Annotated in this window: 24 protein-coding genes; 18 read left to right on the top strand and 6 right to left on the bottom strand. The window is 60.4% G+C overall.

What is annotated here, in order from left to right; translation table 11 throughout:
- The first annotated feature begins 155 nt into the window (after positions 1-155).
- From B097_RS0101205 to B097_RS0101145, 13 genes are all read left to right on the top strand, one after another.
- The gene (locus tag B097_RS0101205; RefSeq protein ID WP_147287055.1) at positions 156-2,066 is read left to right on the top strand and encodes a hypothetical protein; all 1,911 of its coding nucleotides are present in this window, start codon (positions 156-158) and stop codon (positions 2,064-2,066) included.
- 143 nt (positions 2,067-2,209) lie between these two features.
- Positions 2,210-2,779 (top strand): Ltp family lipoprotein, encoded by a 570-nt coding sequence (locus tag B097_RS0101200; protein ID WP_018580709.1) that lies wholly within the window; start codon positions 2,210-2,212, stop codon positions 2,777-2,779.
- A 183-nt stretch (positions 2,780-2,962) separates the two neighbouring features.
- Entirely contained in the window at positions 2,963-4,099 is a 1,137-nt protein-coding gene (locus B097_RS0101195) for an ImmA/IrrE family metallo-endopeptidase (RefSeq protein ID WP_040429205.1), read from the top strand.
- 15 nt (positions 4,100-4,114) lie between these two features.
- A complete protein-coding gene (locus B097_RS0101190; protein ID WP_018580707.1) occupies positions 4,115-4,600 on the top strand; it encodes a DUF4411 family protein in 486 nt (161 codons plus the stop codon).
- Between the two features lie 228 nt (positions 4,601-4,828).
- Positions 4,829-6,853 (top strand): choice-of-anchor M domain-containing protein, encoded by a 2,025-nt coding sequence (locus B097_RS12260; protein ID WP_018580706.1) that lies wholly within the window; start codon positions 4,829-4,831, stop codon positions 6,851-6,853.
- Between the two features lie 170 nt (positions 6,854-7,023).
- Positions 7,024-8,661 (top strand): ABC transporter substrate-binding protein, encoded by a 1,638-nt coding sequence (locus tag B097_RS0101180; RefSeq protein ID WP_018580705.1) that lies wholly within the window; start codon positions 7,024-7,026, stop codon positions 8,659-8,661.
- Positions 8,652-9,692, top strand: a complete 1,041-nt coding sequence (locus tag B097_RS0101175) for an ABC transporter permease (RefSeq protein ID WP_018580704.1) — start codon at positions 8,652-8,654, stop codon at positions 9,690-9,692. Before B097_RS0101180 ends, B097_RS0101175 begins: the two co-directional genes overlap by 10 nt.
- Complete coding sequence (locus tag B097_RS0101170) at positions 9,655-10,503, top strand: ABC transporter permease (RefSeq protein WP_018580703.1); 849 nt, start codon at positions 9,655-9,657, stop codon at positions 10,501-10,503. The genes B097_RS0101175 and B097_RS0101170 overlap by 38 nt, the downstream gene beginning before the upstream one ends.
- A 7-nt stretch (positions 10,504-10,510) precedes the next feature.
- Positions 10,511-11,227 carry an ATP-binding cassette domain-containing protein gene (locus B097_RS0101165; RefSeq protein ID WP_018580702.1) on the top strand — a complete coding sequence of 239 codons (717 nt, stop codon included), beginning with the start codon at positions 10,511-10,513 and terminating at the stop codon, positions 11,225-11,227.
- Positions 11,224-11,844: an ABC transporter ATP-binding protein gene (locus B097_RS0101160; RefSeq protein WP_018580701.1), complete on the top strand. Its 621-nt coding sequence runs from the start codon at positions 11,224-11,226 to the stop codon at positions 11,842-11,844. The genes B097_RS0101165 and B097_RS0101160 overlap by 4 nt, the downstream gene beginning before the upstream one ends.
- A gap of 48 nt (positions 11,845-11,892) precedes the next feature.
- The gene (locus B097_RS0101155; RefSeq protein WP_018580700.1) at positions 11,893-12,924 is read left to right on the top strand and encodes an ABC transporter substrate-binding protein; all 1,032 of its coding nucleotides are present in this window, start codon (positions 11,893-11,895) and stop codon (positions 12,922-12,924) included.
- A gap of 10 nt (positions 12,925-12,934) precedes the next feature.
- Complete coding sequence (locus tag B097_RS0101150) at positions 12,935-13,951, top strand: FecCD family ABC transporter permease (RefSeq protein WP_018580699.1); 1,017 nt, start codon at positions 12,935-12,937, stop codon at positions 13,949-13,951.
- Positions 13,948-14,751 (top strand): ABC transporter ATP-binding protein, encoded by an 804-nt coding sequence (locus tag B097_RS0101145; RefSeq protein ID WP_018580698.1) that lies wholly within the window; start codon positions 13,948-13,950, stop codon positions 14,749-14,751. Before B097_RS0101150 ends, B097_RS0101145 begins: the two co-directional genes overlap by 4 nt.
- Before the next feature lie 226 nt (positions 14,752-14,977).
- On the opposite strand, the gene B097_RS0101140 is transcribed toward B097_RS0101145, so the two are convergent.
- From B097_RS0101140 to B097_RS0101130, 3 genes are all read right to left on the bottom strand, one after another.
- The gene (locus tag B097_RS0101140; protein WP_026254214.1) at positions 14,978-15,763 is read right to left on the bottom strand and encodes a hypothetical protein; all 786 of its coding nucleotides are present in this window, start codon (positions 15,761-15,763) and stop codon (positions 14,978-14,980) included.
- A 141-nt stretch (positions 15,764-15,904) separates the two neighbouring features.
- The gene (locus tag B097_RS13040; protein WP_018580697.1) at positions 15,905-16,507 is read right to left on the bottom strand and encodes a hypothetical protein; all 603 of its coding nucleotides are present in this window, start codon (positions 16,505-16,507) and stop codon (positions 15,905-15,907) included.
- 1 nt (position 16,508) lies between these two features.
- Positions 16,509-17,798, bottom strand: coding sequence for an amidohydrolase family protein (locus tag B097_RS0101130; RefSeq protein ID WP_018580696.1), 1,290 nt, complete (start codon positions 17,796-17,798; stop codon positions 16,509-16,511).
- 112 nt (positions 17,799-17,910) lie between these two features.
- Between B097_RS0101130 and B097_RS0101125 the strand changes: the two genes are divergently transcribed.
- The 3 genes from B097_RS0101125 to B097_RS0101115 are packed head-to-tail and all read left to right on the top strand — an operon-like array spanning position 17,911 to position 21,291.
- Positions 17,911-19,395 (top strand): peptide MFS transporter, encoded by a 1,485-nt coding sequence (locus B097_RS0101125; RefSeq protein ID WP_051078005.1) that lies wholly within the window; start codon positions 17,911-17,913, stop codon positions 19,393-19,395.
- A 51-nt stretch (positions 19,396-19,446) separates the two neighbouring features.
- Positions 19,447-20,433, top strand: coding sequence for a trimeric intracellular cation channel family protein (locus B097_RS0101120; protein ID WP_081617982.1), 987 nt, complete (start codon positions 19,447-19,449; stop codon positions 20,431-20,433).
- A 30-nt stretch (positions 20,434-20,463) separates the two neighbouring features.
- A complete protein-coding gene (locus B097_RS0101115; protein WP_018580693.1) occupies positions 20,464-21,291 on the top strand; it encodes a serine hydrolase domain-containing protein in 828 nt (275 codons plus the stop codon).
- Between the two features lie 10 nt (positions 21,292-21,301).
- Here the strand turns inward: B097_RS0101115 and B097_RS0101110 are convergent, their stop codons facing one another.
- Complete coding sequence (locus B097_RS0101110; protein WP_018580692.1) at positions 21,302-22,780, bottom strand: NAD-dependent succinate-semialdehyde dehydrogenase; 1,479 nt, start codon at positions 22,778-22,780, stop codon at positions 21,302-21,304.
- Positions 22,781-23,041: 261 nt separating this feature from the next.
- On the opposite strand from B097_RS0101110, the gene B097_RS13035 reads away from it, so the two are divergent.
- Complete coding sequence (locus B097_RS13035; RefSeq protein ID WP_018580691.1) at positions 23,042-23,401, top strand: hypothetical protein; 360 nt, start codon at positions 23,042-23,044, stop codon at positions 23,399-23,401.
- A 9-nt stretch (positions 23,402-23,410) separates the two neighbouring features.
- Here B097_RS13035 and B097_RS0101100 read toward each other — a convergent pair whose 3' ends face one another.
- Together B097_RS0101100 and B097_RS13420 are read right to left on the bottom strand one after the other, a co-directional pair.
- Positions 23,411-24,256: an HAD-IIA family hydrolase gene (locus tag B097_RS0101100; protein ID WP_018580690.1), complete on the bottom strand. Its 846-nt coding sequence runs from the start codon at positions 24,254-24,256 to the stop codon at positions 23,411-23,413.
- Positions 24,257-24,275: 19 nt separating this feature from the next.
- A complete protein-coding gene (locus tag B097_RS13420; protein WP_018580689.1) occupies positions 24,276-24,584 on the bottom strand; it encodes an acyl carrier protein in 309 nt (102 codons plus the stop codon).
- Between the two features lie 37 nt (positions 24,585-24,621).
- Between B097_RS13420 and B097_RS0101090 the strand changes: the two genes are divergently transcribed.
- Positions 24,622-25,599: an alpha/beta fold hydrolase gene (locus tag B097_RS0101090; protein ID WP_018580688.1), complete on the top strand. Its 978-nt coding sequence runs from the start codon at positions 24,622-24,624 to the stop codon at positions 25,597-25,599.
- Positions 25,600-25,625: the final 26 nt, after the last annotated feature.

The raw sequence follows: 25,625 nt of genomic DNA, 5'->3' as shown, positions 1-25,625 counted from the left end.
TTAGTGAGCCGTTGCGGGGAGCGGTCCCCAGATTCCTCGGAACCGGGATGGAGGCCGGTTAGGTTGAGCGTTGACAGAGTTTCGCGCTGCGGATACTCCGTCAAGGAACTAGTGTGACGCGGAAAGCGCTTTTGCGGCGAGAGGTGGAACCAATCATGGCTCAATCGGACGGAAAGTCGACACCCAATTATGAAAGCTGGGGCGAAGTAAGTCATCTTCCAGAAAATTACTCGGTAGAGGATGGCCAGCTTCCGCAGTGGAGGATTGCGCTTTTTACGCTCACCTATGCGATTCCGGAAAACGAGCTGCCGGATGAACTGCAGAATGCGGAGTTTTTCGATGAGGGTGCGCTGCGGGAAGCTGGGTTTGGTCGAGGCAGGGCACAAGGAATTCGTCAGTTGTCGATGCCGTACAAGTGCGGGGAGACGGGGCTGTGGATTAATCCGCCAGACGAAGAAGGGGTGCGTAAAGAGGGCTGCCGTGAAGGGGTATCCGAATTTATGCCTAAGGCGCTGTATGAGTCGGCGCGACGGCGTTATAACGGAATTCTCGAAGAGACTTTGGGCGCTGTGGCGGCGGACGAAGACATCATCCATGAGGAGATAGTTGGGGCCTCGCACGCATCGAAGCAAGCGAAAAAGCAATCGCTTGAAGAGGTGCGACAATGTGCGCGCTTTTATAACATTACGTACTCGCGCACGGAGCGCGCGGCCGACGTGGCATGGCAACTTTATGGTCTCAAGGCGCGGGGTGCTAACGCGCCTAGTAGTGAGCGTGTGACCCGTGAGGAAGCGATGCAGGCGCGCGACGGCAGCCTCCGAGTGGTGAGTTTGGAGCTAGCAGAATTTAAAGACCCAGGCACTGACAGTGGTGACATTTTCAACCGTTTTATCGTCGTTACGCTCGCTCTGGAAAATGCTTCCGACCTTGTGCTGGAATCTACGTCTCAAGCGTTGCAACGTCGGCGGAACTACCTGTGGACCGATTCGGGTGACAGTGATTCGGCCGCGGATTTGGTGGAGCTGACGGAGTATCGCGTCCTGGACAAAGTGTCGAATGAAATTGAATGTGCACTGAGTGATGCGGTTAATCCGCAAGGCGTTGAGTCGGGGGATAATCTGCGGGTCACGATTAATCGTTCGAATGTCATCACGTTGAACTCGGCCTCCAGGCGCCCAAACGCGCAGTTTCCCGTGATGCCTACGTTGAGGTCTGTCGTGGTAGTTCCCAATGGTGAGGTGAAAAACTATCCGCCCCTGGCCACGGAGGGGTACGCGAACTCTGATGAGTGTGAAATCCCATGGCCAAAAGAAACAGTGTGGGCGTGGGCACTGGCCTCCGGTGCTGACAACTTTGTGGCCGGCACGCCAGATTTCACCTCGGCGCCGAAGCCCACTGTGCCTACGCACCCGTATCTTCACTGGCGTTCCTGGGTTGACGAACACGGGTTTGCGCTTGTTCGTCGTGACCACCCTGATAACGGGGATTTCAAATTCTTCGTCCTCGCGCCCACCAGGTTTACTGACTTGGTCATGCTGGTGATGCGCTCCCACGTCGTGCTGACGGCCTTGGGTGTTCAGCTTCGGGAGCTTCGGTTCACCAGCGTGAATCAGCGTACTCAGGGCAAGGAAATCGGCAAGAAGGAGCTTGAGGAACTCACCGCAGAAATGAGCGAATTCCGGGAAGTTCAAGCTGACTTCGTCCGCTTCCGCGACCGAATCTGGCGCAACTCCGTAGCAAAATATGAAGCCGACACCAGGGTGCTCCGTGGGATGCGAACTGCGACAGGCGCGGAGGACATGTACGAGGATTTTGTTGACGAACTTGATACGCGCCAGGAAGTGTATTCCTCCCTTTACTCTGGCCACCGCCTTAACCTGGAAGCGCAAGAGCAGGAAGAGCGCGACCGCGCGGCGCGTAAAGGGGAGGAAGTCCAAGTGTGGTTGGCCGTCTTTGCAGTAGTTCTGGCGATCCCTGGACTTGTGGCGCTCGAATCGTGGTTGAAATTTGGTCTTTCGGTTACGCTAATCATGATTTCCTTGCTGCTCTTGCTCTTTCTGAAATAGTTTAACAACCGGAAAGAGTAGCCAGAATAGGAGCGTAGATAGTTTTCATTAGCAAGTATGTGCGATTATTGGGCTTTGGATGTCAGACGGGTTTCATACGGTGTTTTTGTCAGTCAGAACATCTACTCGCAAGGAGAAATACTATGTCCAGTCCTTTTAATCTTGGTGGCGCACAAGAGACCGACAAACAGCCTGTGCTGAAGAAGGGTGCCGGCATCGCTGTGGCTGTAATGGTCCTGTTTGGTGCCACGGCCTGCAGTGTCGACAGTGAACAGCAGGTCTCGTCAACAAGTGAGGAAAGCGTGGCATCGTCGGAAGTGATCGCCGGTGAGAACGTTGCAGACCAGCCCGCGCAAGAGGAAGAAGACGGCGCTGAGGCTGAGGCTCCGGCGGGGGCAGATGTTCCGATGGAGTACCGCCAGGCGCTGCGCTCCGCGGAGAACTACCTCAGCTTCTCTGGTTTTTCCTACGATGGTCTCTACGATCAGCTGACCAGTGAGTATGCTGATAAGTTTTCGCCGGAGGCTGCGCGGTATGCCGTCGATAATGTGGGCGCAGACTGGAACGCTGAGGCTGTGGAATCGGCTGAGAGCTACCTCGAGTTCAGCGGCATGTCGCCCGATGGGCTCTATGATCAGCTGACCAGCGAGTACGGAGACAAGTTCACGCCGGAGCAGGCGCAGTACGCGGTCAATACTGTGTTTGCGCAGTAAGGGGTCGGTGCTACGCGGGGCAGATTGCTTTTGGTGGAAGCTAAAGGCAGGCCCTAATGCGTCACAAGGTGTTCAATCTTGAACCCTTGAGATCAGGCGCTGCACTGTAGTTCTTCTTAAGGACGCACTGGTACCGCATCGGCAAAAGCGTTCTACGTCAGCGCCTTGAAGGAGGAAATGGTAATGAGTTCACCACGAGTTGCCATTTCGCCTTCGGTGCTGACGTGGGCAACGCGACGAACTGGCTTAACCGACAACGAGTTATCCAAGAAATTCCCCAAGTTTGAAGAATGGCTTGAAGGAAAAGAGAAGCCGACACTCCCACAAGCCCGCGCGCTAGCAAAGGCAGCGCGGCTTCCTTTCGGCCGTCTTTTATTGGATGAGCCAACTGGTGAAGATGTGGGGCTTCCTGATTTTCGCACCGTTAACAATTCGGAAATTGATGAATTGAGTCCGGACCTACAAGAAGTAGTCACCAAAGCTCAACAAAGGCTTGCTTGGTACTCGGAGTACGCAATGCGAGAAGGTGTCCAGCCTCCTTCGCTCCTTTCCTCCGTAATCGAAGGAACTGGAGCAGAAACAGCGGCGAATGCGGCACGGCAATCACTCGGCCTTGAAGCTTTTTCGCCGATCGCAGGGAGCCATAAAGTGCGAACACTCGTCGCGCTCATGGAGAGTAACGGGATTCTAGTTGCGCGGAACTCCATTGTGGAGAATTCAACCAAACGGCCCTTGGCAGTTGAGGAGTTCCGTGGGTTCACAATCGTGGACGATGGTTTCTGCCTTGTTTTTATTAACACCCGGGATTCCAAGACGGCCCAGTTATTCAGCTTGGCCCACGAACTTGGACATGTTGTCTCGGCGACGCCAGGCCTTTCCGACCACTCTAAAAACGTTGAGGTGGAGCGTTGGTGCAACAAGTTTGCTGCTGAATTCATAGTGCCTGCCGGCGCTGTGAAAAATGAGCATAATTCCGGCAGGCTTTTAATGGAGGAAGTTAAAAACCTGGGTCAGCGTTTCGGAATGAGTAGAGAAGCAATGTTGTGGCGTCTCGTAGAGCTCAAGTTATGTAGCCAAGAAGAAGCCAACGAGGTTCTGCCCCTTATAAAAGGAGATCCACGGGATTCCCGAAAAGATTCAGGTGGGGCGCCGCCGCACCACGTGCTTGTTAGGGCGCGTGTCGGAGGAAGGTTCTACGATACGGTCACGCAAGCTGCTGAAAACGGTCAAATTTCCCAACGCGATGCTGCTCGATACTTAGGAGCTGCCAATTATGAGTCATTCATGAAGTTGGTCGAGACGCGGAACCTGAGCACCTAAGAAGTGGAGTGGAGGATGTACCTCGTTGATACGAATTTCTTGGGCGAGCTTGCGACCTTGTACCCCGAGGATGTGTTCCCATCTTTATGGAAAGCGCTAGAAACTACGCTGTTTTCAGAATTGGTCTTTTTCCACGAGGAAGTCGACAAAGAATTAAGGGCGTGGAAACACCCTAGCTTGGCTTGGTATGAACAACATCTAAAGCAGGATCAGGTCGTGCAGATCGATGAGGGCGACTTTGCTGTTTATGCAGAAGTGGCTCAATGGGTAGAGGAAGATCGTCACCCTAAATACAACTCGCCGGCTGTAGATGAGTTTCTTGAGTGCGCGGATTCTTGGCTTGTTGCAGCGGCCTATAGGTATAAAAGGGCGATTGTTACGATCGAGGTTCCAGCGCCTGGGGGCAAGAAAAAGGTGAAAATTCCAGATGTCGCGTCACACTTTGCCATCGAATGTATAGGCACGATTGAATTCTTGCGTCGGCTGGAGGTGAGGATCTGAGCGATTGGGGAGTACCCAGAAGCCTCAAGTAATGAAAATGGAACTCATTAACTATAGTCCTTAATTGACGTCATGCGCATCAGTCGCAGGACCGCAAGAAAGGACTCCACGTGGCTCGCTCCACTCGTTACCTCGCTGTGCTTACAGCCACCACTTTGTTCGGATCGCTCGTCGTTACGCCCCCCTGCATCCGCCGGGCCTGATGACGGCAAAGCGCTAGGCACGCGCATGCACATCGATGCGCCCAAGACCTACTGGACAGGCGAGACCTTTGACCTGCACGCCTTGGAGAACACGCCGCTCGACCAGGCGGCGCTGTGGGTGGGGAAGGGCTACCACGCGCGTACGGGGCAGCAGCAGTACCTCTACGAGCTTCCGGCCAATAACACCATGGCTGATGTGGGTAAACCCGGTGAAGTCTACTACACGGCGCCGCGCACGCCGGGCGGGAATCAGGATCCCATCTGGTGGGGCTACGGCGCGGACGTGCAGCTACCTGCAGAGGAGTTTGCGGGCGGAGTCGCGTCCATGGATCTGCTGGCGGTCGAGGGGCCGGGAGAGGTTGAACTCTTCGCGGACTACGGCGATGAGTCCGGCCCGGAGCGGCTCCTGGGCACGGGGCCGGTCTCGCCGAAATCCGTCAAGCTGCACAAGGGCTTGCACACGCACAATTCCACCCTGTTTACCAAGCCGGGCCGCTACGTGCTCACGTACCGCTCGACCGCACGTGACCTCGAGGGCAACCTCATCGCCTCTCAACCGCAGAAGCTCGCAGTCCAGGTCGGCGGCCAGGCGCCCAAGCCCGATCCCACGCCCTCGCTGCGTGCGCGTTACGACGAAGCCCCAGCCGGCTCAACCGAAGGGTATACGCTGTCACTTTCTGCAGCTGCAGAAAAGCACAACACCACCATCGGCTTTCACGCCCCAGGTGCTGGCGATGGCACGCTGACCTTATTGATTGACGGCTACTTCCTCACGGATCTGGACGTAGTGGATGGCCGCGCGCAGTGGGACGAAGCTCTCGGTCCGCTGGAGTCTGATATCCAGGCGGTGTTCACTCCGGACCACGGCGAACCCGGTGCCCGGTGGATCTCCGATCCTCTGCGCTACGAACAAGGTGCGGTAGGGGAGACGTCGGAAAGTGCCGATACCTGGGTGGATAGCACGGGGACTGAGCGTGTCCTGCAGAGTGCGGAGGAGGTGCACCTGGATTCTGGGGTGCTGCGCGCCAGGCTGGAGCCCGCCGGAGAAGGGGCGATGCGCATGCGGCTGGAGGGGGATCGGAACCTGGCAGGGTTCATTACCGGCGGGGTGTACGACTCGCAGGAGGATACGGTAGCGACGTATGAGGTCAACAGTGGTTTTAATGGTGGGCAGGCGGATCTGCTGATCCCTTACGGTGAGTGGATGAAGGGCTCCACTGTGCGTTTTCGGGTGGACGCGCACCCGACCGTGCACGCGGGCTCGGCTGAACTGGTGCTGACGGAGTCCCTGAACCTTGAGGCGCCAGTGATCGCGGAGGGCACGTTGAGCGATGTCGCGCAACCGCCGGCCAAGTCACGCGAACCGCGATTCTGCGGCGACAAGCTGGTGCTCGACCATGGGCATGTGGACATCCTTGCAGGTCACGACGATGGCCTGACTGTAGGGCAGAAGGATGAGACCGGAATCCACGCGGACGGGGCTGTGATGCGGACGCTTGATGATGTCGTCCTAGACGTCCCCGAAGGCGCGCGGACTGTGCGCCGCGGCGTGCTGGAGCAGGACCGTCTGGATTTCTTGGGGTCGGAGTTCTACCTGCTGCCGCAAACCCAGAACCGGGAACTGATCTGGCCGGGCTACAACACCCAGGCGCTGGACTACTCGAAGTTTGAGGGCGGGGTGGACCTGCGACTGGAGCCAGTCAGTGTGCCCGAAGGAGCGCAGTGGGGAGTGTTCACCGACCAAGGCTTTGGTCAGCTCGACGTGCTTGCCGATTCCTCTGCCGGCGACCACGCGATCGAGACCGACTATCCCGCCCACGTGCACACCAACTGGGCCTTTAGCGCGCCGGGCGTCTATGCCTTTGATGTCAGCTACGCCGCAAAGGGCGCCGATGGGGCGCGCTATGAGTCCGCCCCGCAGCAGCTGGTCTTCTCTGTGGGCGAGGGGCCGGGTATGAGGTGCCGGACCAGGACGTGCCGGAGCAGGAGGCGGGCAGCGCGCGCGGTAGCTCGTCGTCAAGCATGTGGTCGTGGCTGGCCCCGGTCCTAGGCATGGGTGCGGTCGCGGCTCTCTTCGGGTTGCTGTGGCGGAATTTCCGATAGACCTTTTTGGGAAATCCCAGCTAGTGGCATGTGTAAAGTTGCGGTCATATCGCCTCATTGTCAAGGGTTTGATTGAATGTTAGGATCACTGGCAATCCCATCATGAAAGGTTGAAAAATGCGTAAAAGCATCCTGGCTGCGTGCGCAGTCCTGACCGCAACGTCTCTGGCGATTTCTGGTTGCAGCAACTCCGAGTCCACCGATACCGATGCGAATTCGGGCGCGGCAGCGTCCGGCTCCGCTGCCTCCGGTGTGTCCGCAGAGCGCGCCGACGATGAGCTCGTCCTCGCGCTTGGCGATTTCGGCGAGTCCGAATTCGACCCCGCCAAGGGCTGGGGCACCCACAATGAGCACAAGGTCTTGCACTCCTCCCTGCTGAAGTGGACGAATGACATGGAGCTTGTCGGCGACCTCGCCGAGTCCTACGAGGTCGACGGCTCCACCTGGACCTTCCAGCTTCGTGACGATTTCAAGTTCTCCGACGGTGAGCCAGTCACCGCCGAGGACGTCGTGTTCACCTACGAAATGCTTATCGACGATGGCACCAACTTTGACGTCTCCACCGTCAAGGAGGTCCGCGCTAAGGGTGACAACACCGTCGTCTTCGAGCTGAATGAGCCAGACAGCCTCTTTGGCCCACTGACGGCACTGATCGGTATCGTGCCGGAGCACGCTTATGGTCCGGACTACTCGGATGACCCGATCGGCTCGGGCCCATACAAGATCGTCGAAAAGCAGGTCGGCGAGCAGGTCATCATGGAGGCCAACGAGCACTACCCAGAGGACCTGCACTACAAGAAGCTCACCTTCCTGCTGGCAGACGAGGAATCTGCGATCGCGGCTGCCAACGCGGGCCAGGTGGACGTGCTGAAGGTCTCGCACAACAACGCTGACCAGCAGATTGAGGGCATGGAGCTGGACGCACGCCCGTCCGTCGATACGTTCGCGCTGACTCTGCCTGTCACCGAATCCGGCAACACGGGTATTACTGTGGGCGAAGAGGTTGAGGTCGGCAACGACGTCACCGCAGACCCAGCAATCCGCAAGGCAATCACCCTGGGCCTGGACCGCGAGGAGCTCAGCGAGCTGGTCCTCAACGGCTACGGCAAGCCTGCCTGGTCCGTGGCGGATGACCTGCCATGGGAGGTGGACTTCTCCTTCGACGACGGCCAGGCCGAGCAGGCACTGGAACTGCTGAAGGAAGCTGGCTGGGAGGACACCAACGGTGACGGCACCGTGGACAAGGACGGCCAGGAGGCGGTCATCCCGCTGATGGTTCCATCCAATGACCTCACTCGTATTGACTTGGGCGAAGCCATCGTCGTCCAGGCTGAGGAATTCGGCATCAAGTTCGAGCCGGAGCACGTCACCTGGGATGAGATCTATGAGGAGGGCAAGACCAAGTCCGTGGTCTTCGCGCTCGGCTCGCTCTCGCCGAAGGAACTGTGGGACGCCTACGCCACTGACGCGATCGACACCGCCTACAACAACATGCCGAACTACTCCAACCCGGAGGTTGACCAGCACTTCGAGTCCGCTCGTACCGCTGCGGACTTCGAGGCCTCCATTGAGGACTGGAAGGCAGGCCAGGAAGCCGGCGCCAACGCTTCGCCAGAAGGTGATGTCTCCATGGCGTGGATCCTGCGCCGTGACCACCTCTTCTTCGTTGCCGACGACGTTGACCTCGGCGGCGAGCTGATCCATGGCCACGGCCACGGCCTCCAGATCTTCCGCAACGTGGAGGAATGGAGCTGAAACGGCTAGCATTCGCGATACTCCGCCTAGCAGGATTGCTATTCAGCGTCACGCTGGTGGCCTTCCTGCTGGTGGAGTTTTCGCCTATAGACCCCATCGCGCAGTACATCAATGATCTGCAAGGCATAAGCGACGAGCAGATCGCCCAGATCGCAGCACTATGGGGGCAGGACCAGCCGTGGTGGCAGCGCTACTTCGGTTGGCTCGGTGGCCTTCTCACCGGGGACATGGGCACCAGCTATATCTACCGCCGCGACGTTGCCGATATCTTGGCCTACGCCGTAAGTAACTCGCTGATCCTCATGGCGGTATCCTGGGTGCTCTCCGCGGTCATCGGCTACGGCCTGGGCGTGCTGGCGGGTGCCCGCAAAGGCGGCATCCTGGATCGCATCATCGTCGCGATCACCTACCTGCTCACCTCCACGCCCACCTTCGTCGTCGGGCTGGTGCTGATCATGATTTTCGCCGTCTACCTGGGCTGGGTGCCCATCGGCATGTCGCAACCGCTGGGTATGCTTTCCGACGAGGTCACCTTCGCCGACCGCTTCCGGCACGCCTTGATGCCGGCCATCACGGTCGCGTTGGTGGGTATTTCCTCAGTGACCCTGCACACCCGCCAGGCGATGGTCGCGTTCATGGATTCGGACGTGGTGCGTTTCGCCCGCTCGCGCGGGATGTCCACCGCGACGATTGTGTGGCGCCAAGGCATCCGTAACACCATCGTTCCTGCGATCATGCTGCAGTTCACCACCTTGTCGTCGTTAGTCGGCGGCTCTGTGCTGGCAGAGACGGTGTTCTCTTACCACGGGCTGGGGTCCACCATCACCCAAGCGGGGTTGAACGGGGACGTGCCGCTCCTGCTGGGTGCCGTGGTGATCACCGCCGTGGTGGTGTTCGTGGGCAACCTGCTTGCGGACATTATCGCCGTCGCGCTGGAACCCAGGATGAAAAAGAGCAAACAGGCACAAGAGAAGCACGGAAAGGAGCCAGGAGATGCCCTCAACGCTGTACCGGCCTCGACGCACCCTTAACAACCGTGTCCTCTTCGCCGTGTTCTTGGTGTTGGCCATTGCGTGGCTGGCATTCATCCTGATTCTGGCCGCCAGCTACCCAGAATCCTCGGTCCGCCCCACCGCGGGCCAACGCAACCTGCCGCCCAGCGGTGAGTTCTGGCTGGGCACGGATTGGATGGGCCGCGACATGATGGCCCGCACCGTCAAGGGCCTCACCCTCAGCCTGCGGGTGGCGGCCATCACCGCGACGGTATCCGTGGTCGTCTCCGTCATCTTCGGCGTCCTTGCCGCCATCGGACCAAAGTGGACGGACTGGCTGGTCAACTGGCTGGTCGACATGACCCTGGGCGTGCCCCACATCGTGGCCTCCCTGCTGATCTCCTTCGCCGTCGGCGGTGGCACGCTCGGTGTCATCCTGGGCGTGGGGCTCACACAATGGGCGCCGCTGGCCCGCCTGATCCGCGGCGAGATCCTCAAAGTCCGCGAGGAACCCTACGTGGCCATGTCGCGCGCCCGCGGCCACGGCAGCGGATGGGTGGTGGGCAACCACTTACTCCCGGCGCTGGTCCCGCACATCCTGGTCGGCTACGTGTACATGGTCCCGCACTCCATCTTGCACGAGTCCTCCCTGACCTTCCTCGGCTTCGGGTTCGACCCAAGCCGCCCGTCACTGGGCATCATCTTGAGCGAAGGCCTTCGCTTCTTGTCCAATGGGCAGTGGTGGCTGGTCGCCGGCCCGATCGTGATGCTGCTCGTGCTCGTCCTACTGCTGGAGGCCTGCAGCCAGCTGCTCCGCGGCCTGCTCGCCCCGGCGACTAGGCACCAATAGGAGGCCCATGATGAACGCACTTACCGTGAAAAACTTGAGCGTCTCCTTCCACCAGTACGCCGGCATGTTCCAGCGCCGCCACGCGACACCGCTGCGCAACATGACCGTCGAGATCGCGGCAGGCGAAATCCTCGGCGTCGTCGGCGCTTCCGGCGGTGGTAAGTCCTTGCTTGCCGACGCGATCCTGGGCCTCTTGCCCGTCAACGCCCATGTCGATGGCGAGATCGTTGTGGACCATAAGACCATGCGTTACGTCCCCCAGGGCGTGAACCATTTCGACCCCACGCTCACGATGGGCAGGTTCATCGCCATGGATGGCCTGGATCCGGTAAGCCAGCTGGCACGTTTCGGACTGGGCGAGGATGTCGTCGATAAGTACCCGCACGAACTCTCCGGCGGCATGCTGCGCCGCGCCACCTTGGCCACGGTCAACCCGAAGCTCACGCGCCTGCTCATCGCCGACGAACCCACGCCCGGGTTGGACCCCGCAACCACCGAATTGGTGCTGGACTTTTTCTGCGAGCTTCGCGACGAAGGTTGTGCCATTTTGTTCATTACCCACGACATGATCGCCGCCACCCGCGTGTCCGATCGCATCGCCGTCATCCGCGACGGGGAACTTGTCGATACCGTCCCCGGCGACCTGTCCGGCGAACTCACGCCCTATACCCAGGCGCTGTGGGACGCCCAACCCGCCAACCAATTCTGGGGAGCACTGCGATGAGCCTTCTTGCGAGCAATATTAGTTTTGGTTACTCGGACGTGCCGATCCTCAATAACGCCACCCTAGAGGTCCCCGCCGGGGAAGTGGTGGGACTGCACGGCTATAGCGGCGCCGGCAAATCGACGCTGGCCCGGATCATGGCCGGCCAGTTGGAACCGGACTCCGGCGAAGTCACCGTGAACGGGCAGCCTTTGCGCCAGGGCGAGTACCTGCCGGTGCAGCTGATCCAGCAACACCCGGAGCGCGCTATTGATGCGCGCTGGCGCCTGGACAAAGTAGTTCGCGGGATCCCTTTAGAAACTTTGAACCGCATGGGTGTGGAACAGGACTGGCTGCGCCGCTACCCGCTGGAGGTTTCTGGCGGTCAGCTGCAACGCATTAATATCGCCCGCTCACTGGATCCGCGTACCCAGTTCGTGGTGGCCGATGAGATCACCACGATGATGGATGCGCTACTCCAGGCCGATATTTGGGCCGGGCTTATCGACGAGGTCCAGCACCGTTCGCTGGGGCTGTTAGTGATTTCCCACGACCATGATTTGCTGCGCCACGTGTGTGATCGGGTAGTTGCGCTGGACGAACTGTCCGAAGTTGGCCATGGACGTACCTTTAGGTAGAGTTCACCTATAAGATCAATTGAACGTTTGAATTGAAGGAGTTTTCTCGTGTCTCGAGTACAAAAATCGGTTCTCGGTGCGCTCACCGTCGCCACCGCTATTAGCCTAGTGGCCTGCGGGGGAGAGGCAGCAGACAATAATGCGGGAGCGTCGTCGGAAAGCGCTGCTGACTTCGAACCGGTGACCATCGACAACTGCGGCACCGAGTTCACGGTGGAAACCCCGCCGCAGCGCGCGACCACCATGGAACAGGGCGCGACGGATACCCTGCTGATGATCGGTGCTGAAGACCAGATCGCAGGCCATAGCCACCACAAGTCCTACCCGCCAGCCGGTTTTGAAGAAGCCACCGAAAACCTCACCATGATCAGCGACGATCCCGCGAACTCCGAGCAGCTGCGCGCGGCGGACACTGACTTTATCTTCTCTCCCTTCGCAACCTCGTGGGAAGAAGCCAGCGCGGGTACCCGTGAGGAATGGTCCCAGCTGGGTGTTCCCACCTATAACAACAACACCGAATGCCGCGACTACGGCGAGAACAAGGGCAAGGACCAGTTCGAGCTGCTGGAGCGTGACTTCACCGAGCTTGGCCAGATCTTCGGCCAGGAGGAAGGCGCGCAGGCGCTGATCAAGAAGCAGGACGAAGCGCTGCAGGAGGCCGCGGACACCCAGGCACCCGAGGGCACCACGTTCATGATGCTGTACTCGGCGTACGAGTCCGATCCATATATTGCCGGCGGCCCTTCCATCGTCAGCGAAATGGGCGAAAAGTTTGGCATGACCAACGTGTTCGCAGATGTCGACGAAGAGTGGCCCACCGTTTCCTGGGAGGCCATCGCTGAGGCCGACCCAGACGTGATCATCCTGGGCGATTTGGCGCTGCGCGGTTCCCCTGGTGACACGTGGCAAGAGAAGGCAGAGCTGCTGGCATCCACCCCGGCCGTGCAAAACCTGGACGCTGTGAAAAATGAGCGCTACATCGTCATCGATGGCGTAACCACCTCTGCCTCCGCGCGTTCCCACGAGGCGATCGTGGAGATCGCCAAGGCGCTGCGCGACGGCGTCCTCGACGACAAGTAATCCAGCATCGATGAAACGTGCCGTCATTACAGGGCTGATCGGTGCTGTTCTCCTTCTTATCGTCATGGTTGTGTCCATGACGATGGGGGTCAGCTCCGTCAGCCTGGCCGAGATCCGTGGCTGGGCCACTCATTCCACCGGGATGTTCGTAGACCCCGCCTTTCCGCGGCCCTCCACCCTGCGCGAATCGATCCTGGTGGACTTGCGCCTCCCTCGCGTGCTCATGGCCGCTCTTGTGGGCGCGATCCTCGCCGTGTGCGGTGTGGTCATGCAGGCCATCACGCGCAATGACCTTGCCGAACCCTACCTCCTGGGCATCTCTGCCGGTGCTTCCACCGGTGCCGTGGTGGCCCTGATCTTTTCCTCCTGGCAGTGGGGCATTGCCGGCGGCGCGGCAGTGGGCGCGCTCTTAGCCTTCGCCGTCCTGATGGGCCTGATCGGCGGGCGAGCCGAAGACGCCACGCGCCTTGTCCTCACCGGTGTGTTGGTCGGCTTCCTTTTCGACGCCCTCACCCAACTCATCACCACCGCCTTCGGTGACGCAGACGCCACCCGCAGCGCACTATTCTGGCTGCTCGGCGTGTTGGGCGCCGCCCGGTGGGACAGCCTGATCATCGTCGCGATCGTAGGCGCCATCGGGTTAGCGATCCTCTGGGCCCTCGCCCGCTACCTCGACGCCATGGCCCTAGGCGGCGACATCGCCTACACCATGGGCGTGCCCGTCAAAGCGGTCAGCTACGTGGTGTTGATCGTCGTGAGCCTCCTGACCGCCGCCACCGTCTCCGCCGTGGGCGCCATCGGCTTCATCGGCCTGATCGTTCCCCACGCGGTGCGCATCATCGTCGGCCCGAAGCACGGCTCCCTGATCCCACTCTCCGCCCTGGTCGGCGCGATTTTCCTCGTGATCGCCGACGCGTGCGCCCGCGTTGCCTTCGCACCCCAGGAGATCCCCGTCGGCGTGATCACGGCCCTGATTGGCGTGCCCCTGTTCTTCGTCGTGCTGCGCCGAAAGGATCGTCAACGATGACCATCACCGTACGCGACCTCGCCGTCACCTACGGCTCAAAGACAGTGGTCAGCGACATCTCGCTCGACTTCGACACACCGGGCGTCTACGGCATCGTAGGCCCCAACGGCGCCGGCAAGTCCACCTTGATGCGCGCCATCGCCGGTGTCCAGGACTTTTCTGGCACGGTGCTTTACGACGATCAACCATTGCGTTCTTATTCAAGATCAGAGCGCGTGGAAGTGCTTTCCTATATCGCCCAGTACTCTGGCCCGCCGATCTCTATGACGGTGCGCGATATCGTTACCCTTGGCCGTACTGCCGGCAAGGGCTTGTGGGGTGGGATGACTGAGCGGGACGAGGAAATCGTCGACGAGTCCATGAGCCACACCGATGTGACCAGCCTGGCTGACCGACCCCTTTCCCAACTATCCGGTGGGCAGGTCCAACGGGTGATGCTGGCGCGTGCAATGGCCCAACAGGCCAGCCACATGCTGTTGGATGAGCCCAATAACCACCTTGACCTGCAGCACCAGTACAACCTGATGAGCCTGCTCAACCACTTCGCCCGCGAGCACGGCGTGATCATCCTGATCGCGATCCATGACATTGCGATGGCCGCTAGGTTCTGCGACTCCGTGGCACTCATCGGTGAGGGCGGAATCCTCCTAGACGCCGGCCCGGCCGAAGAGATCTTGAACCCCGATGCGCTGAGGGATGTTTTTGGGGTGCACGCCCAGTTGGTCACGGTGTCGTCGGGCCGCGTGTTGCTCGATGTGGAGGGAACCACCCTAAAATCGTGGGGCCCGCACCTGCCCTAAGCCTGTAACGCGCTTTTTGGCCGACAAAACGGGTGAAATCCCCAAAAATCCCCCGTTTTGTCGGCCGAATGTGCCTTTGGTGGTTTAGGCGGCCCAGCCGAACCGGTCGAGCCTTTGTATCCACGAATGCCAGCGCCACACCGGTGCCCATTCGCGCCGCGGGGAGGCACCCTCCATGACGGCAATGGTGTCCTCAACCATGTCGAGGCAGCGCTCCAGCTCTTCATCAATGCATTTCGCGGTGAATTGAAGAACAACATAGCCATTGAGGGCGGCATCGTTGAGCTTCCAAGAGTCCCTGATATGCGCCTTCTCCCCGGCAGTGGTGGAAAGATCGCGGTGAGTTTTTTAACGCCCCGATCTCAATCAATAGCCGTTTGAACCTTTTGCTCCGGAAGTCCCACATATACGGGCCAATGAGCACGTTTTGTTCAAAGTCCAGGCCTCTACGCTTTAGAGCGTGAAAGAACTTTCGCTCGGTCTTACTATCTGTGCCGATGGAAAGGGTCGAAATATACGCGCGAAGGTCTTTGGGCACGTGCCCCATCCAGGACAAATGCAGTTCAAGGTTGTGCTTGCCTTGCTTCTTTGCGTAGGCGTTTTCAAGGAAATCGGCCAAATCGTGCGCGGAGATCTGCTCCCTGGCATCCCAGGCTGCAACAATTGGCGGCACCACTCGGGTCTGCCCGAATTGCGTGGCAACCGTGTGCCGGTGCCCGCGCACGCGAAATTTAGCGTTTGAGCGCGTTTTCACGGTCCTGGGCGCGCGAAATTGAAGAGGGAAGGTGAGGCGCGCCTTGTTATGGAACTGGTAGGCGGACACCCCGGTCAGGACCCATTCGGGGTGGATCTTTAGCAACGCGACCGCGAATTCATTCGCGCTCAGTCTACCTAAGGCATAAAAGCCGTGGTCAAGTTTGGTGATCTCACCGCTTCTCAAAAGGGTCCGAAACGCCCGCACCCCGATGCCCACATGAGCGCACAGTTCTTCCCGTGTATAGATTTTTCCCATGTTTCCCCCGAAACGTTGATCCGTGTCTCCTCAATCTAACTGACAGACTCGGTGCGCGCCGGGAAAGAGCACATTCGGCCGACGAATCGAACGATTTTTAGAAAAAGGGAAGGATTTGTCGGCCAAATCGCGCGGGCGGGGTTAGTACGCGTAGATGAAGTGGTCCACGGGGTCCTCATAAAGCGGGGAATCGCGCCGGGCTTGGGCCACTCGCCTCATTCCGCGCTTCTCATAGAACGGCCAGGTGCACAGGGAATCGGTGTACAAATAGAACTCGCCGGCCTTTTCCCCAAACTCTTGGAACAGTGCCTTGCCAACGCCACTGCCACGGGTCTCAGAGCCAACGACGAACAGAATCACCTCATTGTCCGGCTCGATATTGCGTGCCTGCATATCGCGCATTAGGCCAAAGGACACAATCATCTCGGTCAGCCAGTCCTTAATACCGGGCCATTCGCGCGCAAACACAGGCACAATGCGCGCCAAGTCCCGCACGATCGCACCCATTTTCCTCAACCGGCCCGGCAACACCGGATCCCCCTTAATGCGGCCGATCAACAATCCTGCAGGCTGATCGTCGATAAGCGCAATGCGGAAATGCGTGGCGCTCAAAGTGGCGGAATTGAGGTAAATGTCTAGGAAGGTGCCCACGCGCGAGCTGAAGCGGTGATCGACGTGGAAACCCTCGTTGATTAGGTCGAAGACGAATGGGGTGTCGGATGGTTGGAAATCACGAATCTGCATATTAGGCCCAGGTTACCTCTGCCGGCTTCGCGCGGAAGATCTCGCGGCCCTTGTGCATGGAATAGACGATGGTGGAGCCCTGGCGCAGCACCTCCTGCTGGGTGGCGGCGTCGATGATCACAAGGGAGGCGTCCTTGCCGGGCTCAATGCCATAGTGATCCGTAATGCCCAAATTATAGGCGGGGTTGGTGGTGATGAAGTCCAAGCAGGAATCCATGTGCTGCGGGGTGAGCATGTGGGAAACGTGCAGGCCAGTATCGACGATGCGCATCAAATCCCCATTACCCAGCGGATAGAAAGGGTCCGCCATGGAATCCTGGCAAAACGCCACCGGGATCATCTGCTCCGTCAGCTCGCGCACCGGGGCCACACCGCGCGGGACAGGGTTCTGCCAACCGCGGCCCTGCAGGTGCAGGTTCTCATTCGGGCACACGGCAAAAGTGACTTGCGATTCGCGCAGTTTCGGCAGCAGGCGCTGCATGTAGCCGGGGTTGTAGTAGCTCATCGCCACCGCGTGGGAGACGTTGGCGTGCTCCTGCATGGACCTTTGAGTGGTCTCGGCGGCCATGACCTCCACGAATCGGGACTGCGGGTCATCGATCTCATCGCAGTGGATATCCACCCGCGCGCCGAACTTTTCGGCAAGATCAAAGGCATGCTTCACGGACTGGACACCCAGCTCGCGCGTGGGTTCCAAGTGGGGGATCCCGCCGACCACGCTCGCCCCGCGCTCCAGCGCTTGCTCGACCAGCGCCGCGCCGCCTTCATAGGCGTACATCCCGTTTTGGGGGAAGGCGACCAGCTCGATATACACCTGATCCTTCAGGTCCTCGCGCAGCTGCACCAGCGCGTCCAGGCCGGCAAAGGTGGGGTCGGTGACGTCCACATGTGTGCGGATATAGCCCACGCCGTGGCTCATCGCGGACAGCGCGGCCTGCTTGGCGTTGTTATAAATCGTTTCCTGTTTGTGCAGGCCACCGTCTTTGCGCTCGCCCCAAATCTCGATCGCCTCAAAGAGCGTGCCGGAGTGGTTCGGCCGCGGAATCCCATTGGTGTTCGCGTAATCAAGGTGCACGTGCGCCTCGATGAATTGCGGCGCGACAAGGCGTCCGGCGGCGTCGATACGCTCGCCCGAGAACTCGACTTGGGGGCTGGGCGTGTTTTCGTCGCCCACCTGCGGGTCGCGCGGGGTCTGGCTTGAGGATTCGCTTATCGACGAGATCCTGGTCCCCTCGATGCTGATATCCCAGAGGCCGTCGTGTTTGGGCAGGCGGGCGTTGGTGATCAGCATGGTGGGTCCTTTCGTGCAAGGGGTGTTTAGTAGGCACTGTAGCGAAAAGTGTGTGGGGTGGCGGGCGTGTGAGGAATAGGCCTTTTAATGTTTGAAGAGTAAATATTGAGGAATGAGTAGTGTGATTGATCCGTCCACGCGAGCGGGCGGCGAAGAGAAGCGGTTCTTTGGTCAGCCGTGGGGGCTCGCGAACCTGTTCGGCGTGGAGCTGTGGGAGCGTTTCAGTTTCTACGGCATGCAGTCGATCCTCGCGTTCTACCTCTACTATTCCGTCAGCGAGGGCGGTTTAGGGATGAGCGAGGCCCAGGCGCTGTCGATTGTCGGCGCCTATGGCGGGCTGGTGTACATGTGCTCGCTGGTGGCCTCCTGGGTGTCGGACCGCATCCTCGGCCCGGAGCGCACCTTGATGTGGTCGGCGGTCATCGTGATGGTGGGCCACATTCTGCTTGCGGTGATCCCTAGCTACCTTGGTCTGGCACTGGGCCTGGTGTCCATCGCGCTGGGTTCCGGTGGTGTGAAGACGTCGGCCCAGGTGGTGCTTGGCCAGCTGTACTCGCGCGAGGACCCTCGTCGTGACGCGGGCTTCTCCATCTTCTACATGGGCGTGAACATCGGCGCCCTGTTTGGCCCGCTGCTGACCGGCTGGGTCTTCGGCATGGCCGGTTTCCACTGGGGCTTTGGTCTGGCGGCGGTCGGTATGGCGATCGGCCTGCTGCAGTACATGGGCATGCGCAAGACGACGATCAAAGAGGCCGGCCACAAGGTGCCCAACCCGCTGCCGGCTTCCGACTACTGGAAGTGGGGCGTTGGCGCCCTGGTGCTGGTCGTGGTTGCTGTCTCGCTGATCGCCACGGGTGTGGTGCGCGTGGAGTGGCTATCGACGATTACTGCCATCATTGCGGTGGCTGCGATCGTGGTGTTGCTGGTCCAGATGTACAACTCTGAGCTGACCACGCCGCTGGAGAAGTCGCGGCTGGTGGGCTACATCCCGCTGCTGATCGGTGGCATCGCGTTCTTCGCGATCTTCCAGTCCCAGTTCACCATCCTGGCCGTGTACTCGGACCAGCGCCTGGACCGCAACTTCTTCGGCATTGAGCTGCAGCCGGGCCAGGTGCAGTCCTTCAACCCGATCTTCATCATCATTTTCTCGGGCGTGTTCGCCGCGATGTGGACGAAGCTGGGCAAGCGCCAGTGGTCCTCGCCGGTGAAGTTCGGCGTGGCCAATATCATCATCGGCTGCTCGCTATTCTTCTTCCTGCCTTTCGCTGGTGGTGGGGAGAACTCCACGCCGCTGTGGGTCGTCGTATGGATACTGTTCCTGTTCACCATGGGTGAGCTTTTGCTGTCGCCGGTGGGCAATAGCTTGGCGACGAAGGTGGCACCCCAAGCTTTCGAATCTCGCCTGTTCGCGGTGTGGCTGATGGCCGTCTCCGCTGGTACCGCGCTCTCGGGCACCCTGGGCGGGTTCTATGACCCAACCTCTGCCGATGCGGAGCGCTCTTTCTTTATCACCATCGGCGTGCTTGCCATCGTGATCGGGCTTGCGCTGATCGCGGTGCGCTCCTGGGTGCTGAAGAAGTTCGTCGACGTGCGTTAGCCCGAAGACCACTTCGTGCCACCTTTCGGCGGCACCCTTACACTGGTATGCGTGGAAGATCTCGCACCTAACGTTCAAGCTCTGTATCGATTTCTTGACCTCGCCGGCGTATTCCTCATGGGAATCGTCGGCGGCACGATTGCGCGCAAGCGTAACTTCGACATCATCGGGTTTTTATTCCTCTCGCTATTTACCGCACTGGGTGGCGGTATTTTACGCGACATGATGATCGGCCAGGGGACGGTGGCCGCCATGGCGAACGAGGAATACCTGATCCTCGCGTTCGGCGGCGCGCTGGTCGCGGCGCTCACCGATTTCAAAGGCAAGCTGTGGGAACTGTTCAAGTTCCACGCCGACGCCATCGTCTTAGGCTTTTGGGCCGTCACCGGCTGCGTGAAGGCGCTGAGTTATAACCTGCCGGTGGTCGCGTGCGTGTTCATGGGGGTGGTCACGGCCGTCGGCGGTGGCATGGTTCGCGACGTCGTGATCGGCAGCGTTCCCAGCATCTTCACCTCCCAGCAGCTCTACGCGGTGCCCGCCCTGGTCTCTGCGGTGTCCATGGTGATTTTTGACGCCTTCGGCCTGAACCTGCTGGGCATGGCGATCTCACCACTCTTCGCCATCGCCTTGGCCATGTTGTCCTACTGGCGCGGTTGGTATATCCCCGCGCGTTCGGATTTCGCCCCGGTGAACATGACGGCCTCTCAGGTCCGCGAGTTGATGAAGCTGGCAGAAGACCGCGGCCGTCGCGTCGGTAGGCGCATCGAGCCTTCGCGCGTGCGCAGCTGGAGGCATGAGCAAATGGAGAAAGATTTGCAACGACGCAAGCGCCGCCAGGGCGATGAGGAAACGCCACAGAGCGCCGATCAGGCCGAAAAGACCGCCGCGGAGGAACGCCAGGAGTTCGAGGACGCGTTGGACGTCTTGCTTGACGACGACGCCCGGACCGATTCGGACGAACAGTGGACGCTGGGCACAAAAGACTCCAACGACGAAGACACCGACGCCACCGAGGACTCAGCCAAGCACAAGGACTAGGCGCTCTCCACGCAGGCTAGGATCGTGGGCATGGATCTTCACAAGCACCTCGAATCATGGCCGCCCGACAATGTTGCGGCGGCGATCGTCGGCACGCACGAGGCATCTTACGGTGATCAAGACCGCGTCTTCGAGCTGATGAGCGTGACCAAGCCCTTGGCCGCGTACGCCTTTTTGATGGCGGTGGAGGAGGGCGTGTTCGAGCTGGACACCCCGGCCGGGCCCGAGGGCTCGACGGTGCGCCACCTGCTTGCGCACGCTTCTGGCGTGGCGATGAGCGAGATGAAGGTGCGCAAAGGCGTGGAGGAGCGCCGCATTTATTCCTCCGCCGGCTTCGAGTGGCTGGGCTATATCGTGCAGGAAGAAACCGGCATGTCCTTCCAGAACTATTCGCGCGAGGGCGTGTTCAAGCCGTTGGGGATGAAAGACACGGAGATTTGGGGCTCGCCGGGCCATGACGGGCGATCGTCGGTAGCCGACATGTCGCTATTTTTGCAGGAACTGCTGGAGCCGAAGCTGCTTGCGGAGCAGACCGTGCGCGAGGCCTTTACCGTGCAATACCCGGACCTGATTGGCATCGTCCCTGGTTACGGCATGCAAAAACCCAACCCGTGGGGGCTGGGCTTCGAAATCAAAGGCGAGAAGTCACCGCACTGGACGGGCGACAACATGCCCGCCGATACCGTCGGCCACTTCGGCATGCGCGGCTCCTATGCCTGGCTGATCCCCGCGTGGAGCGAGCACGAACTCGCCGGTACCGGCATGGTCTGCCTGACCGACGAAAAATTCGGCGACTGGGCCAAGCCTTTGTGGCAGGAGACGAACACGGCGCTTATCGACGAGATGCTCGCCAGCTAACTTCTCGGGGCTAAGCGTACGGGTCCTTGAACCCGATGTACTGCAGCTCGGTGTACTCTTCGATGCCCTCGGCGCCACCTTCGCGGCCCAGGCCGGAGTGCTTGACACCGCCGAAAGGTGCCGCCGCGTTGGAGGTGACACCGACGTTGTAGCCGACCATGCCGAACTCTAAAGCCTCGGAGGCGCGGAACAAGCGTCCGGAGTCCTTGGTGAACACGTAGGCGGCGAGGCCGTATTCGGTGTCGTTGGCCATCTCGTAGGCGGACTCTTCGTCGGCGAAGGTGTAGATGGGGGCGACGGGCCCAAAAATTTCCTCGTTGAACACGCGCGCCTGGGTGGGCACTTTGGTTAGCACGGTGGGTTCAAAGAAGAAGCCGTCGCCCTCGATGCGGGATCCACCGACCGTGGCAGTGGCCCCCAGTTCCAGGGCGTCGTCGACAAGCTCCTGCACGTTCTCCACGGCGGACTTTTCGACGAGCGGGCCGACATCCACGCCCTCGTCCAGGCCGTTGCCCACGTTCAGTTCGCGGAAGCGGTCAGCGAGCTTCTTCGAGAACTCTTCTGCGATGGACTCGTGGACGATGAGGCGGTTGGCGGCGGTGCAGGCCTCGCCGATATTGCGCATCTTGGCGGACATGGCACCGTCGACGGCGGCGTCGAGGTCAGCGTCGTCGAAAACGAGCAGCGGTGCGTTGCCGCCCAGCTCCATGGAGGTGCGCAGCACGTTGTCGGCAGCACCCTTGAGCAGCTGCTTGCCCACGGCGGTGGAGCCGGTAAAGGAGACTTTGCGCAGGCGCTTATCGGCCATCAGTGGCTCCGAGATGGAGGAGGCGGAGTTGGAGGCGACGATGTTGAGCACGCCCTCTGGAAGGCCGGCCTCGACCATGGTCTGGACGAAGTATTGCGCGGTCAGCGGGGTGAGCTTCGCGGGCTTGAGCACCATCGTGCAGCCGGCGGCCACGGCGGGGCCGACCTTGCGGGTGGCCATCGCCAGCGGGAAGTTCCACGGCGTAATCAGCAGGCAGGGTCCGACCGGCTTGCGCTGGGTGATCACGCGGTTGCCGCCTTCGGGGATCTCGAAGGTTTCGCCCTTGAGGCGCACCGCTTCTTCGGAGAACCAGCGCAGGAATTCGGCGCCGTAGGTCACCTCGCCTTCGGCTTCGGCGTAGGGCTTGCCCATTTCGGCGGTCATTAAGGTGGCGAAGTCTTCGGTGCGTTCGATGACTAACTCGTAGGCGCAGCGCAGGATCTCGGCGCGCTCGCGCGGGGCGGTGCGCGCCCAGTCCTTCTGTACGGCGCATGCTGCGTCGAGGGCTGCAACGGCGTCGTCAGAGGTCGCCGATGCCATGGTTGCTAAGGTGTCGCCGGTGGCGGGGTTAATGACGTCGAAGGTCTCGCCGGTCGAGCCCTCGCGCCACTGGCCGCCGATGTAGAGGCGGGTGTCTACCTTGTTCACGATCTCTTGAAGTTTGTCTTTGTGATTGCTCATGGCCCCCACCGTACGCGCGTTACGACGAGTGCGTCGCGCAAAAATCGCGCGCTCAACCTCAAGTGAAGGTTGAATAAACGGGGGATGAAGTGCAACTTTAGGGTTGCCGATGGGGTGGGAGTGAAGCCAGAATCGAAACCACAACAGTGAGATTATTGAGGCCGTTGGGGAAGACGAACCTCGTCTCATAGAAACGCATCCCGCCATGCTTCGTGCGGGATGTGGCATCTGTGCCTACTTCTTTTACGGAGGGATCCCCACATGACCACCACTTTGGCCGCACCTGCCCCCGCGAGGATCACGGACGAGGCGGAGCACCACTACGCAGCGCAGCAGCGCACCTACGTCCTGCAGATCACCGGCATGCCCGTACACCTGCGCGGCACCGTCGAAAACCTCATGGCCGACTACCTGCCACCAGCAGAAATAGAGAACACCCCAGGCATCGACATCTGGGACATCACCTGGTTCACCCGCTGGCAGCGCGACACCACCACTTTTGGCGCCCGCGGGTTGCGCTGCCGCGAAGTCATCACGGCTCCCGAGGCATCCGAATTCACCGCAGCGCTCGAGCAGCTGGCACACGACTACGGCTTCCGCGCCAGCGTGGTGGAGGCCTAAGTACCAGGCCTAGTCGGAGTGGGAGTCCTGGTACTCGTCGCCACGGTTGGCCATGTTGATATAGTGGCCGTCCCCGAACGGGTCCAAGATGTGATCCGCCAAGTCGCCTACTGAACCAATAGTGGTGGTGGGGCGGTAGGGGTAGCGCTGGATCTCGGCGTCGTCGGAAATGCCTGAGCGCACAAGAATCGTGCGCATGCCGGCCTCTAGGCCAGACTTCACGTCCGTATCCATCCGGTCGCCAATCATCACGGCGCGCTCAGAATGGGCGCCGATGTGGTTGAGAGCAGAACGCATCATCACCGGGTTTGGCTTGCCGATATAGTACGGCTCCTTCCCAGTCACCGCCGTAATCATCGCGGCCACCGCACCCGTCGCAGGCAGCACACCCTGCGGACCAGGCGCCGTGACATCAGGGTTAGTACAGATGAAACGCGCACCACCAATGATCAGGTTGCACGCAGTGGTGATCGCCTCGAAAGAATAGGTCCGCGTTTCACCCAGCACCACAAACTCCGGATCATTATCCGTAAAGATCCACCCAGACTCATGCATCGCAGTGGTCAACCCGGTCTCGCCAATCACATAGGCCGTGGACACCGGTACCTGCGAAGACAGGTAGCTGGCGGTGGCGGCAGCAGAGCTCCAGATATTGTTCTCCGGAATATCCAGGCCCATCGTCGCTAAGCGCGCCGACAGATCGCGCTGGGTACTCATCGCGTTATTCGTCAACACCATGAAGCGAATATTGTTATCGCGCAGCGCCTCGATGAAAGCGTCGGCGCCGGGGATCAGCTCGCCCTCTTTGATGAGGACGCCGTCCATGTCAGTCAGATAGGAAATGGGAGCATTCATACTCCCTATCTTGGCCTAACTATTCGTTGTCCGCGAGGTAAGCAACCAGATCACCAATAGTGTCAAAGCTCAACGCGGTTTCTTCGTCGATACGCACCCCAAACTGCTCCTCCGCGCGCACGATCAGCTCAATGCGCGCCAGCGAATCAATCCCCAAACTATCCGCGGTGGACTCCGCCGTGACCTCGTCCGCCTCCACCCCGGCCACCGATTCGATCAGCGCTGCGACCTGACCCATCGTATCCAGCGACGCGTCCGCGCCGGGCTGGTCAGGCGCAGTGCCCAGGTCTGCAAGTTTGCCAAGGTTCAAGCGTTGCGAAAGCTCCATGCCAGCCAGTCTACCCAGCTGCGCTAAAGTCATTCGCATGCGAAACCCCGCCGACTACGCCCGCGCACTGACCCCCAGCGGGCGCCGCAACCTCGCCCTCGCGCGTGGCCGCCTGCACGCCCAAGAGCGCAAGCCCGGCCTGACGAACCTGTCCGCGCAGGGCATCGTGCTTAACGACGATATCCCCGTCCACTGGTATGAGGTGGGCGAGCCGGATGCCGATATAACCGTGGTGTATATTCACGGCTTCACTCTTGCCGCGGAGGCGTTCTACCAGCAGGTTGATGCGCTGCGTGGCAGCGGAGTGCGCCAGATTCTGATGGATCTGCGGGGCCATGGCCAAACCGGTGCGGTGCGACCGGAGCGGTGCAGCGTCGACGAGGCAGCCGACGATGTGTGGGCCGTGATGCGTGAGCGTGAGGTGCGCGGGCCTGTGATCGTGGTCGGCCATTCGCTTGGTGGGCTGGTGGCGCTGAGCCTGATTCGTCGTTATGGGCACGAGTTCACCGCGGCGGGTGCGGTGTTGATTAATGCGTCCGTGGAGGCGCTGAGTGACCAGGGGATTCCGCAGATCCTGGCCACCCCGGCCGCCGACGCCGTCTATAACGCCGTCGAGGCCGCGCCCGAAGAGGCCGATAAATTCCGCAACGAGGTCACCAAGATCATCGCCCCGGGGCTGGCGGTGACCATCTTCCACCGCGACACCGATTATGAACTGATCGACTTCCACGCCGCCATGATCCACGAAACCCCGCTAGAAACCTACGTGGGTTTCTTCGACGACCTGCAAGAACACGAAGAGCTGCAGGCAGGTGTTGCGCTGGCAGGCGTGCCGGGATACGTGCTGGTGGGCGCGCAGGACGATGTGACGCCGTTGAGTCAGGCTCAACGCATTCAGGACATTTGGCCGGAATCCTACCTGCAGGTCATCCCGAACGCTGGGCACATGCTCCCGCTGGAAGCTCCGGACGTGGTCACTGCGGCGATCCAGCGGCTCGTGGGTTTGGTTCGATAAAAGGTCCGCCCCACACCGCGCGAGTG

The organism is Corynebacterium pilosum DSM 20521 = CIP 103422 (genome assembly GCF_000373805.1).
Taxonomy (GTDB): Bacteria; Actinomycetota; Actinomycetes; order Mycobacteriales; family Mycobacteriaceae; genus Corynebacterium; species Corynebacterium pilosum.
Note: the sequence above shows the minus strand (reverse complement) of the source record. Positions and strands in the feature narration are given on the sequence as shown.